General features: G+C 70.2%; 7 protein-coding genes. 4 read left to right on the top strand and 3 right to left on the bottom strand.

What is annotated here, in order from left to right; translation table 11 throughout:
* The coding region (locus tag RWO82_RS13535) for a hypothetical protein (protein WP_314427965.1) at positions 1-883 on the top strand (883 nt) is incomplete at its 5' end.
* Here the strand turns inward: RWO82_RS13535 and RWO82_RS13530 are convergent.
* Both RWO82_RS13530 and RWO82_RS13525 read right to left on the bottom strand, forming a co-directional pair.
* Entirely contained in the window at positions 829-4,281 is a 3,453-nt protein-coding gene (locus tag RWO82_RS13530) for an ATP-dependent DNA helicase (RefSeq protein WP_314427963.1), read from the bottom strand. The two genes, RWO82_RS13535 and RWO82_RS13530, sit on opposite strands and share 55 nt — an antisense overlap.
* Positions 4,278-7,508, bottom strand: coding sequence for an ATP-dependent DNA helicase (locus RWO82_RS13525; protein ID WP_314427962.1), 3,231 nt, complete (start codon positions 7,506-7,508; stop codon positions 4,278-4,280). The genes RWO82_RS13530 and RWO82_RS13525 overlap by 4 nt, the downstream gene beginning before the upstream one ends.
* A gap of 185 nt (positions 7,509-7,693) precedes the next feature.
* Here RWO82_RS13525 and RWO82_RS13520 point away from each other — a divergent pair, with 185 nt between their 5' ends.
* Positions 7,694-7,918: a DUF3107 domain-containing protein gene (locus RWO82_RS13520; RefSeq protein WP_314427960.1), complete on the top strand. Its 225-nt coding sequence runs from the start codon at positions 7,694-7,696 to the stop codon at positions 7,916-7,918.
* Between the two features lie 7 nt (positions 7,919-7,925).
* The gene (locus tag RWO82_RS13515) at positions 7,926-8,213 is read left to right on the top strand and encodes a hypothetical protein (protein WP_314427958.1); all 288 of its coding nucleotides are present in this window, start codon (positions 7,926-7,928) and stop codon (positions 8,211-8,213) included.
* A 19-nt stretch (positions 8,214-8,232) separates the two neighbouring features.
* Here RWO82_RS13515 and RWO82_RS13510 read toward each other — a convergent pair whose 3' ends face one another.
* Positions 8,233-8,946: a ferritin-like fold-containing protein gene (locus tag RWO82_RS13510; protein ID WP_314427956.1), complete on the bottom strand. Its 714-nt coding sequence runs from the start codon at positions 8,944-8,946 to the stop codon at positions 8,233-8,235.
* A gap of 168 nt (positions 8,947-9,114) precedes the next feature.
* On the opposite strand from RWO82_RS13510, the gene RWO82_RS13505 reads away from it, so the two are divergent.
* Entirely contained in the window at positions 9,115-10,629 is a 1,515-nt protein-coding gene (locus tag RWO82_RS13505) for a DEAD/DEAH box helicase (protein ID WP_314427954.1), read from the top strand.
* The last annotated feature ends 31 nt before the right edge of the window (positions 10,630-10,660 follow it).

The raw sequence follows: 10,660 nt of genomic DNA, 5'->3' as shown, positions 1-10,660 counted from the left end.
GACCCGGTCTGCGCAGGAGAGCCGCGACGAGCTGAGCCGACTGATCGACACCGCCGCAGCGACCGGGCGCGTCCCTGCCCGCCTGACCGTGCGCTGGCGAGAGGCCGTGGATGACGAGGAGCTCTGGCGGTTCGAGTCCACCGTCGTCCTCGGTGGAGCGCAGGCCGGCTCGTTCGTCTTCACGGACGATTCCGATCGCGGGCCGGAAGTGACAGGGGTGCTGGGGTGGCACTCGCTCTCTGTGGGCGACCCCGCCATCGACCTGTCGTGGCTGTCCACCGCTCCCGACGCCGCACGGGACGTGCACGCCGCATACGCGCGGTCGATCGATCGCGTCTCCGACCCGGCTCTCGAGATCAGGGCCCGTCTGCTCGCGGAGCTCGAGTTCGCACGCTGGCTCGTGCACGGCGACTCCCTGCATCGCACCGATATCGTCGACGATGCGGCCGCGCTGCTCGAGGCGCTCGCCGAGGGGCTGCACTCGGACGACCTCTCCGTCATCGCCTCGCGTCGCGACGGCGTGGAATCCGCGATGGATGCTCTCGACCGCGTGCCGGCGAGTGCTGCCGCCTCCGTCGACACATCCATGCAGACCGATGCCTACAATCCGGAGCAGCTCTGGCCGGCGTCCGACGACGATCTGACCGACGACCACACGGCCGCGGCAGAGGCAGCCCGTCGCGCTCAGGCCGGGGAACTAGAGACCGAGGACCTGTCAGGCGTACGCGACTCGTTCTCCGAATCCGGACACGACGAGGCTCCCCACCAGGGTGACCCCGCACGCTCTGCCGCTGACAGCTCGGAGTCGGGTTCACCCGAGGACGAGGCTCAGCGCGCAGCCCGGGCCGCGCTCCAGCGCTGGAAGAGCTCGGACTCCGAGTAGATCCTGTCTCCTCGGATGACCAGGTCGTCGGCCACGTAGTACAGCGCCACGTCGATCTCCTCGAGCGGGACGCCGAAACGCCGGTGATAGGCGAGTCGGTAGAGCGCCAGCTGCAGCATCCGCTCTTCGCGCTCCGCGGCGGTGCGCGGCGCTTTTCCGGTCTTCCAGTCGACGATCTCGATACGTCCCCCGCGGTCGTCACGCCGGTAGACGGCATCCAGCTTGCAGATCACGATGCGGGCGTCGTCGCCGTCATGGGCGGACGAATCCCCGCCGAGCGCGAAGTCGATCTCGATCTCGACCGCGATCGGTTTGAGCGGGCCCCACTCACTGGCTTCGAAGGTGGACTGCAGGGTGGAGAGGTCGGCGGCATCCGCTGCGGAGACCTCCGCTCCCCCGATGGTCGCCTCGAAGGCGGGGTCGTCGTCGACCTCCCAGAGCGCCTCATCGACGCGCGCTCCCACACCCACCATCTCGCTCCGCTGCTCCACCCACGCGTGGAAGAGCGTGCCCAGGCGCGTCTGCCGATACGGCCGCTCCGGCATGGGGCGCACGATCGATGCCAACGTCCCTCGGAAGTCGGTGACGTAGTCCTTGAAACGGGACGCGGGCACGCGTGTCGGCGGTGGGGCGTCGGTCCCCCGCGCGCGTGCGGCCCGTTCGGCGAGCAGGCGAGTCAGCTCCGGAGTCGCCACCGGTTCGCCCGCGGCGGCGGCGCGCACCGAGGCGGCAGCCGCCTCGACGACGCCTCGGCGGGCGCCGAGCGGATCGATCGGCCACGCGAGTGTCGCGCCCGGACCGTCATAGGGATTGATCTCGGGGTCGACCTCGTCGATCGCACGAGCGCCGATCGCCTCGATCGACTCGAGCAGATAGGGGCTCGGGGCTTTCGGCTGCTTCTGGCCCGCCCAGTGCGCGCCCGTCAGGAGCAGATCGCTGCGCGCCCTCGTGACCGCGACATAAGCGAGCCGCCTCTCCTCCTGCTGCTGATACTCGCGATACGCGTCTTTGAAGACGGTGAGTGAACCCGGCGCCGTCTTGCTCCTGCTGGTGAGCGAGGCGATCCCCGCCTTCACCCTCTTCGCGGGATCCGGTTCCTCCTCGGAGGGCGGGATCCAGCTGAACGTCGGGAGCGCTGCACTGTCGCCGCGCAGCGCGAACGGAAGCACGCCGAAGCCGAACCACCCCGATGTGTCGGTCGGCCGTGACGGCAGCTCGCCCTCGACCATGCGGACCACGGCCACGGCATCCCATTCCAGGCCCTTGGAACCGTGGATGGTGAGAAGCTGGACGACTCCCGGCTCGGGCGGCTCCGGCCGGGGCACCAGCTCGTCGGTGCTCTCGGCCTTGTCGAGCCAGGCGAGCAGGCTCGAGATGGTTCCTCGCTCGTCGGCGGCGAGGAAGCTGCGGACCTCGTCGGTGAACGCCCGCAGCTGGGTCGCGGCGATCCGTGCGGGGCCCCGCGTCTCATTCGCCGCGAGTTCGATATCCAGCCGCAGTTCGAGCTCGATGAGTTTCAAGAGATCGGGAAGCGGCAGTGACGACGCCCGACGCAGACGCTCGAGCATCTCGCCCGCAGCACGGATGCGAGAACGCCCTTCCGCGCTGATGCCCGCGAGAAGGCGGTAGTCGTCGCTGAGGCCGCGGAGCACGTCGACCGCGTCGATGATCGAGAGCGCCTCATCAGCGCCGCGGGACGCCCGGATGCGCTTTCGCAGCTCCTCGTCGAGCGGCAGGAGCCCGCTGTCTCTCCGAGAGAGTTCGGCGGCGAGCGCCTGCAGCGCAGCCATGTCGGCCACGCCCACCGCGAATCGGGGACCGACGAGGAGTCTGATGAGGGCGGACCCCGCGGTCGGGTCGTGCAGCACGCGCAGCGTCGAGACGACATCGACGACCTCCGGCGTCGCCAGGAGACCGCCGAGCCCCAGGATCCGATGGGGGATCCCCCGGGCCGCCAAGGCTGCCGCGAACGTCTGCATGTGCCGCTTGGATCGGAACAGAACCGCTCCGGTGTGCGGCTTCGCCAGGTCGGTATGGGCGGCACGACGCTCGGCGAACCACTCCGCGACCTCGCGAGCCTCGTCGTCGACCGTCAGCGGAAAGCGCACCTCGACCTTCCCTGCACCCGCCCCCGGACGCGCCTCGAGCGGCGGCACATCCAGACCCGGTCGGCGCAGGGGGCCGAGGATGCGGTTCGCGACGCCGAGGATGTTCCGGTCGTTGCGCCAGCTCGTCATCAGACTGTAGGTGCCGACGGCCTCACTGTCGGCGAAGGTGCGCGCGAAAGCGTGCAGGTTGTCTGCGCTGGCGCCCCGCCACCCGTAGATCGACTGGTGGGGATCCCCGACCGCCATGACCGCGGAGTCGCGGAAGAGACGCGCGAGGAACTGCGTCTGGATCACCGAGGTGTCCTGGTACTCGTCGAGCAGCACGACCCGGTGCTGCTGACGCAGGTCCTCGCGCACATCGGGCGACGTCTCGACGATGTCGTAGGCGCCGCTGACCTGGTCGGCGAAGTCCAGCACGCCGCGACGCTGCTTCTCGGCGATGTAGTCGCGCACCAGCACCGACAACGCGGGCAGTGCGCGCAGATTCGCGGTCGCCGTCGCGATCTCCGCATTGCCGATGTACGGGGCGAAGGCCTCGGCCTGACGCAGCGCGATCCGATCGGCACGGTCGAGATCGGCGCGGTGATCGAGCGAGTCGCCGGCGAGACGCTGGACCGCGTCGACCACGCCGGCCACCGAGCGCTCGATCTCCTCGAGCTCGGGAAGGTCCGCGCGCAGCACGACATCGCGCACCAGCATCCAGGACGCGGCCTGGCTGAGCATGGCCACGTCGGAATCGCGGCCGATGCGGGCGGCGTGCTCACGCACGATGCCGTCGGCGAACGCGTTGTACGTCGAGACCTTGGGCCGGATCAGCAGGTCTTCGGCCGAGAGCGGTGCCGGAGCGGCACCCTCCCCGACTCGCACGGCGAGTTCGTCGAGAACCTGCCTGCGGACGACCTCGCGCTGACGCCCGGGCGACGCCTTCGACACGCGATCGAGCGCGCCGCTCGCGACGATGTCGTGCAGGTGCGGCAACAGCCCGCGTCGTCCGTACTCGTCGATCAGCGCGAGTCGAGCGCCGATGCGCTCCGCGAGCTCACCCGCCGCCTTGCGCGTGAACGTCAGCCCGAGGATCTGGTCTCGGCGCACGTGCCCGTTCGCGACCAGCCAGACCACGCGGCCGGCCATCGTCTCGGTCTTGCCGCTGCCGGCCCCCGCCACCACGAGCGCCGGTGCAGGTGGCGACTCGATCACTCGCCGCTGTGCGTCGGTGGGCGCCGGGAGCCCGAGCGCTGCGGCGACATCGAGAGCGGAGATGCCGTGGCCCTCGCCTGTCCACGCACTCATGCGCTCACCGCGGCGACGGTGTGGATGCGGCACGGATGCACGCGCCATTGCGTGTCCGCGCAGTGGGATTCGACGTGGGCCGTGAAGCTCGAGGCCGACATGCCGCGCGCGGCGTCGGCTATCCGTCCGAGGAACTGCACCCGCGCCTCGCCCGCGAGCGTGTGCTGGTGCGCGACCCGGAAATCGCTGCCGGCGAGAGTCTTGGCCACCAGCACCAGCCGTGCTCCGGCGAGAGCCGCGGGGTCGGCCCCCGCTATCAACCCCTCCTGCACGGCCACCTGGTATGCCGCCAGCTGCGCGTGGTCGGCCACCTTCTGCTCGCTCTCCGGCTCGTACTTGCCCGTCTTCAGGTCCACGACCACCACACGCTCGCCGCTCTGCCCATCGGTCATGCGGGTCCATCTCTGGCCGCGGGCTTTCGCGTGTTCGCCGCCACCGGCCGTGTACGCCTCGACCCTGTCGATGAAGCCGTGCACGATCGCATGATGAGGGTGGGGCTCCGCCTCGGGGATCACCGGATGCACGACCGGGTCGCCGTCCTCTCGCTCGGGCACCTCGACGGCGAACCGGAACTCGACTTCGCCGGCGATCACTCGTCCGCCCTCCGTCGCGACGTCCGACAGGTAGCTGTGCAGGCGGTCGATGTACAGATCGGCCCGCCGACGCTCCTTCCTGCCGATCCAGGCGGTCTCGAAGTCGAGCTCGGGCCAGTGCTCGGCGAGCACGTCGCGCAGTCGATCGAGTTCGCCGTCGGGCACCTGCTCCATGGCCTCGTGGATGATGGTCCCGATACCTGCCGACGGCGGCATCACCGTGTCGCCCCCGAGGGCGGACACGGCCCAGTTCAGCTCGCACTCCTCGAAGGACTCCATGCGCGACGGCGACACCCTCGCGGCGTCGACGGCGAGGTCATGCAGCGGCGCGTCCGTCGTGGGCGGTGCGACGCCGTACCACTCGACGGGATCCGCGCCCGGCACGCCCTCCTTCGCGAGCACCGCCAGTTGACCCGACGCATGGTCCCGCGCGGCCGCGTCGGTCGATGTCGTCAGCACCCGACGGTGGCGCGCGACGAGCCCGCGCAGAGTCAGCGGATGCTCGGCGGAGGCGTGCAGCTCGGGCGGATCCGGCTGCGGGAGGAATCCGAAGAACGGGCTGGGGGTCGTGTCGTCGTCGTCGACCGCGGTGATGAGGAGCATCCGCCGCGCACGGGAGATCGCACGCACGAAGAGGCGCAGTTCGTCGTGCAGTGCGGCACGACGCCGGTCGAGCGTGTCGAGCGGGTCTGCCGCGTCTCCGGTGCGCAGCGCACGCAGGGCATCGGCGAGCCGCCACGTGTGCAGCATCCCGCCGCGCAGGCGCACGTTCGGCCAGACGTCGTCCTGCACCCCTGCCACCACGACGGCGTCGAACTCGGTGCCGAGGGCCGTCGCGGGAGTCAGCAGCGTCACCCGGCCCGGCCGATCGGGACTCGACAGGGAGTCCTCGGGGACCTCGCTGTCGAGGATGTCCCGCACGAAGACCTCCGGCTTCTCGTTGGGCGTGCGCTCGACGAACCTCTTGGCCGCGCCGAACAAGGAGACGAGAGCATCGAGCGCTCTCGCGGTCTCGGCGCCGCCGGCCTGCAGCGACATCTCCCGCCATGCGATCTGCAGCGCGCGACCGTCGACGGCTCGCGACCGATCCCAGACCCTCCAGAGCAGGTCGTGGATCGTCTCTCCGGCGGCTGCCGCGGCCGCGACGTCGGCGACGGTCGTGGCGAATCGCGCCGCCAGGCGCGATTCGTGCGCGTCGATCAGGGTCAGATGATCGGGCGACGTCAACGCCTGCCGCAGCAGCTCCCGCGCGGGTGTGGACCCTCCCAGGTCGAGCTCGATATGACGCAGTCGAGCGCGAAGGCGCCGCAGACCGATCGCGTCCATCCCGCCGAAGGGCGTGCGGAGAGCCTCCTCCCACTCCTGCGGTGTCCGTTCTGCGGGCGGAGTGAGGGCCAGGCGCACGATTCCCACGATGTCGCGCACGACGGTCTCGGTTCCGAGCGGACGCTGCACGCCCGCGGCCCTGGTCGGTATCTCGCGCGCGGCGAGCTCGGTCTCGAGCTGCGTCACCTGACGCGTGTCGTGCGCGATCACCGCGATGTGGTCCCAGGGGACGTCGTCGGTGAGATGCCACTCGCGTATGACGCCCGCGATGCGATCCAGCTCCTCGTGCGGTGACGGCGCGACGAAGGTGCTGACGCCCGTGCGAGCGTCGCCGTCGTGGCCGTCGATCGGCTGGGGCGCGCGACGATGATCGACGCGACCCGATGCGCCGATCGCCTGCGTGACGGTGCGCGACAGCGATGTGAGAGCCGAGGCCTGGCGGTGCGGCACGTCGAGCACGTGCACCTCGCCGAGCGATGCGGCGAGATGCGCGAAGAGCTCGGGACTCGCGCCTCGGAAGGCTCCGGAGGAGATGTCCGGATCGCCGAAGGCCAGCACCGCTGTTCCCCGAGCGCGGAGCGCCTCGACCACGGCGATGCCACCCCGGGTGAGCTCCTGCGCATCGTCGATGAGCACGACGCGCAGATCGGACAGCGGCCCCAGCGCAGCGGGCTCCGCCGTGCGGAGGATCGTGCAGGCTTCGGCGAGCAGGTCGGCGGCGTCGCGGTGGGACGCACGTGCGTGATCGAGCACGGCACGGTACTCGACGAGGAAATCGGCGACGGATGACCAGGTCTCATCGCCCGCGATGCGAAGCTCCTCCGGCCCCGCGCCGAGCTCCACGCACTCAGCGATGAATGCGCGGAGCTCGGAGCGGAACCCCTTCGATGCGCGGACCGCCGGGCTCAGGGTCTCGGGCCACGGGACGTGCGCATCTTCCGCGTCGCCCGCGAGGAGCTCCGCGATCAGCCGGTCCTGATCGGCTCCGGTGAGCAGCGCGGGAGGCTCTGCCCCGGCGCGCACCATCGCGCCGCGCACGACCTGGAAGGCGAAAGATCCGAGCGACCGGGCCAGCGGACCGGGGGTGGCCTGACCGATCCGAACCCCGATGCGGTCGCGCAGGGCGGTGGCGGCCTGCCGACTCGGAGTGAGGACGATCACCTGCTCCGGACGCATCCCGCTGTCGAGAAGATGCACCACGCGCTCCGTGAGGGTGCGGGTCTTGCCCGTGCCGGGCGCCCCGACGATCACCCCGGATGCCGATGCGCGGGCGCCGATCACGGCGGTCTGCGCGGCATCCTCGGTCATGTCATCCACGCTACTGCCGCACACGGACATCGCATCCCCTCCGGCCGTGGCGGGCCTGTGCGCTCACGGCGAAACCGGCTCCTCCGAGGGATCCGGGGGTCCGGCTCCCCGGTAGAGTTGGGCACAGTCGTCGGCCCCGAGGCCGACTCGACCACAGCATCGTCGACTGGAAAACAGGAGTACGCGTGGAAATCCGCATCGGCATCATCAACACCGGCCGCGAGCTCAGCTTCGAGACCGCATCGACCGCGGACGAGGTCCGCACGCAGGTCGCCTCGGCCCTCGATCAGAACACCTCGCACCTGAGCTTCGCCGATGTGAAGGGCAACTCCTACCTGGTTCCGACCGCGAACCTCGCCTACATCGAGCTCGGCACCGAGGAGTCCCGTCGCGTCGGCTTCTTCGCCTGACGGCGCGATGTACATCCTTCTCGCACTCATCGGGGCGTGCGCACTCGGCATCGCCGCCCACTTCCTGATCGGTGGCCGGGAACTCCGGGGCGTCGTGCTGACACCCGCGGTCGCGACCGCCCTGGCGGCGGTCGTCTACACCGGCCTGCAGTGGGCGGGCGTGGGCGAGGACAGCATCTGGCTCTGGCTCGCGAGCGTGCTCGGCTCGGTCGTGGTCGCCGCAGCGGCCACCGTCGCGCTGGTGCGGTTCCGTCGGCGCGCGGATGCGTCCGCCAGGGCGGCCCTCGGCATCTGAGCGCCGCGGGCGTCGATGTCTAGGAGGCCAACCCCATGGCATCCATCCGACGTGCATGGGCACCCATCAGCTCGGTGTAGACCAGCTCGACGCGGTCTTCGCTCATGGCCGCGAGCTCGGGCTGCCGCAGCGCCGACCGGCAGACCAGAATCGTGTCGCCGACGAGGCGCCGCGCCCACATCGAGAGCAGCGATCGCCACTCTCCGTCGCCGTCGATCGTCTCCTGGATGATCGCGACGATCTCATGGCGCGCATCGTCCTCGCCGAGGATCGCCGCGACCTTCTCGCCGGTGTCGCCGTAGCTCGACGCGAGAGCGAAGTAGAAGTCGTCGAGCATCCCCGCCGTGATGTACACCGCGAGGAGCGTCTCGCGCGGGCGCGCGCCGATCGTCTTGCGGCGGAACGCGTCGAGATTCTCCCGAAACGGCAGCATGAGCTGAGTCGGGTCCTCGCCGCGCTCCGCGATCAGGTCGACGATCGCACGGTGCTTGGTGAGAGCCGCACCCGCGGCACGCGACAACGACTCCTTCTCGGACAGCTCGGGGGTCGCCCGGATGAGTCGTGTCAGCGTCTCGAAATAGCCCAGCTGAAGGTACGCCGCCTGCCCGAGGAAGCGATTCAGCTCCGGCGCGAGTTCCGCGAAGTCGACTCGCGTGGCCGTGCCCTGCTCCCCGCGACTGCGCAACGTCAGTGCGCGCCGCGGAGCCTTGCGCTTCCAGAACCAGTTGACCACGGGTTCACAATACCCGGGACCGAGACCTTTTCCGGGTGCCGGCGGCCCGCTCGGGTAGGCTGTCCCTGTCCCCGCCGTCGGAGCGGGGCCCGCGCCTGTGGCACATGAGACGGCGTGGATCCGTGAAACTGGGCGATCCTCGCAGGTCGCCGGACAGGCATCTGAACATTGACTACCTTCGCTGATCTCGGAATCGATCAGGACATCATCGACGCCCTCGCCTCCAAGGGCATCGTGGACGCGTTCCCCATTCAGGAGCAGACCATCCCCCTCGGCCTCCCCGGGCAGGACATCATCGGCCAGGCGAAGACGGGAACCGGAAAGACCTTCGGCTTCGGCATCCCCGTCGTGCAGCGACTGGGACCGAACCCCGAGCACGGCGTCAAGGCGCTCATCGTGGTCCCCACCCGCGAGCTCGCGGTGCAGGTCTACGAGGACATCGACCTGCTGACGAGCAACCGCCCGACCAGCGTCGTCGCCATCTACGGCGGAAAGGCCTACGAGGGGCAGATCGACCAGCTCAAGGCCGGCGCGCAGATCGTCGTCGGCACCCCCGGTCGCCTCATCGACCTCGCGGGCCAGCGTCTGCTCGACCTCTCGAACGCGACCGAGGTCGTGCTCGACGAGGCCGACAAGATGCTCGATCTCGGCTTCCTCGCCGACATCGAGAAGATCTTCCAGAAGGTCCCCGCGGTCCGCCACACCCAGCTGTTCTCGGCGACCATGCCCGGACCGATCGTCGCCCTGGCCCGTCGGTTCATGTCGAACCCGATCCACATCCGCGCGAGCGACCCCGATGAGGGTCTGACTCAGGCCAACATCAAGCACCTCGTCTACCGCGCCCACTCGCTCGACAAGGACGAGATCATCGCTCGTATCCTGCAGGCCGAGGGCCGCGGCAAGACCGTGATCTTCACTCGCACCAAGCGCGCGGCGCAGCGTCTCGTCGACGAGCTCGGCGACCGCGGGTTCAACGTCGGCGGCGTGCACGGCGACATGGGCCAGGATCAGCGCGAACGCTCGATGGCCGCGTTCAAGGCCGGCAAGAAGGACGTGCTCGTCGCGACCGACGTCGCCGCCCGAGGCATCGACGTCGACGACGTCACCCACGTCATCAACCACACCATCCCCGACGAGGACAAGACGTACCTGCACCGTGTCGGCCGCACCGGCCGCGCGGGCAAGACCGGCATCGCCGTGACCTTCGTCGACTGGGAAGACCTGCACAAGTGGGCGCTCATCAACCGCGCGCTCGAGTTCGGTCAGCCTGAGCCCATCGAGACCTACTCGTCGAGCCCGCACCTCTTCGAGGACCTGGACATCCCGGCCGGCACCAAGGGCCGCCTCGTGAGCGCACCGAAGGCCGAGAAGCCGGCCCGCGCACCGCGACCCGAGCGCGCCGCCGACGTCGCCGCCGAAGCGACGGGCGAGAGCGGCACTCGTCGCCGACGCCGCCGTCGCGGCGGCTCGACGCAGGTCGGATCCACCTTCGCCGAGGGCGCGTCCGATGCCGCGACCTCCGAGGCCTCAGCGCCGACGACGGACCGCAGCGCCGAGGGTGCCGGCACGCACGACGGTGCGGGCAAGGAGCACCACGACGGCAAGCCGGCGCCTGCACGTCGTCGCCGTCGTCGTCGCGGCGGTTCGGGCGCTGCCGGAGCGGCTCCCGTCACCGGAGCCTGACCACCGCGAAGCCCGAACACAGACGACGGGG

The sequence above is a fragment of the uncultured Microbacterium sp. genome, assembly GCF_963521645.1.
In the GTDB taxonomy this organism is placed as follows: domain Bacteria; phylum Actinomycetota; class Actinomycetes; order Actinomycetales; family Microbacteriaceae; genus Microbacterium.
This window is presented reverse-complemented; position numbering and strand designations above follow the sequence as displayed.

Bases quoted from the DNA above. Each gene is read 5' to 3' on its own strand.
- RWO82_RS13525 (WP_314427962.1), bottom strand. From the start codon at position 7,508: ATGACCGAGGATGCCGCGCAGACCGCCGTGATCGGCGCCCGCGCATCG.
- RWO82_RS13530 (WP_314427963.1), bottom strand. From the start codon at position 4,281: ATGAGTGCGTGGACAGGCGAGGGCCACGGCATCTCCGCTCTCGATGTC.
- RWO82_RS13515 (WP_314427958.1), top strand. From the start codon at position 7,926: ATGTACATCCTTCTCGCACTCATCGGGGCGTGCGCACTCGGCATCGCC.